The following is a 1,095-nucleotide window of genomic DNA, read 5'->3' as shown; positions in this document are numbered from 1 at the left end:
GGCAGTGGCGATATTGAGTCGATCGCCACGCTGTCCAATATGCTCGCGCTCGCGTTCTATTTGCGTTCCGACGGCGAAGCGGAACTGTATCGGTCCGCGGATTTCGCACTCAACCAATGCATTGCGCGGGCAGAGCGGGGTGGTAAGTGGACTTTGACAGACGCGGAACGGACTGCATTCGAAGCGTTGCTTCGTGTTCATGATAAGCAACTTGCTGCGGTACCGGTCCATCGCTATCTTGAAGCGCTGGAGCAGGTGCAGCATGTTGGCACGCCTTCCTTTAACTGTAAGCGATCAGGTAATGACGCCCCTCTATGAATGGAGCGTCTTGGAGAGTCGCTGGCCGTCCCTCGAGAAACCATGTCGCTCGTAGAAGTGATGAGCAGCCGGTCGATGGTCGCCGCTCGTCACCTCCAACTTTACACATCCGACCTGCCTAAACCAGTGTTCTGCAGCGTCAATCAGTGCGCTACCAACTCCGTTTCCCCGATATCGCTCGTCGACGACCATGCTAGTTATGCGCCCGAGATTGCCCGCCGCGTGGAAGAGAGGTAGTGCGTGGAGGCTGATACTACCGATGACTTGTTCTCGCACGGATGCCACAATGATTTGTATGCGGTCTTTTAACGACGCCCGTCAGAGGTTGAGGGCGGGAGGCAGTCTCCAAGGCATGAGATCGGCGTAGTCGTCGGCGGTTGCAGCGAGCGGCAACCTGGTGAACAGCCAGACCAGATAGCGATACGGCTCGACGCCGTTCGCCTTGCACGTCTCGACGAGTGAGTACAGGTTGGCACTGGCCTACGCGCCAGCAACCGTATCAGAGAACAACCAGCCCTTGCGGCCGACGACGAACGGACGGATCGCGTTCTCACACAGGTTGTTCGAGATGGGCCAGTTGCCGTTCTCGACGTACCGAACCAGCTTGTGCCACTGCCCGCTCATGTACTGCAATGCCTTGCCGAGCAGACTCGATGGCATGACGGTGGGCAAATGCTCGACCAGCATGCGCTCGATGATGTGTATTAGCCGGGACTTGATCTGACAGGTAGTCGGGCCGACAAAGAACGAGTCATCAATGGGGGATGAGTTTCTCCT

At 57.4% G+C, this 1,095-nt stretch carries 2 protein-coding genes and 1 pseudogene; 1 reads left to right on the top strand and 2 read right to left on the bottom strand.

Translation table 11 applies throughout. The features are described from left to right. Positions 1-318, top strand: a 318-nt coding sequence (locus tag WS61_RS34640; protein ID WP_157692799.1) for a hypothetical protein, incomplete at its 5' end; no start/stop codon positions are given. Here WS61_RS34640 and WS61_RS34635 read toward each other — a convergent pair. Continuing rightward, complete coding sequence (locus WS61_RS34635) at positions 313-615, bottom strand: GNAT family N-acetyltransferase (protein WP_095211890.1); 303 nt, start codon at positions 613-615, stop codon at positions 313-315. The genes WS61_RS34640 and WS61_RS34635 overlap by 6 nt on opposite strands. A gap of 21 nt (positions 616-636) precedes the next feature. Beyond that, a pseudogene (locus WS61_RS34630) lies at positions 637-981 on the bottom strand (transposase); the annotation flags it as partial. Positions 982-1,095 lie beyond the last annotated feature (114 nt).

It is taken from the genome of Burkholderia sp. ABCPW 11 (assembly GCF_001523445.1).
In the GTDB taxonomy this organism is placed as follows: Bacteria; Pseudomonadota; Gammaproteobacteria; order Burkholderiales; family Burkholderiaceae; genus Burkholderia.
Note: the sequence above shows the minus strand (reverse complement) of the source record. Positions and strands in the feature narration are given on the sequence as shown.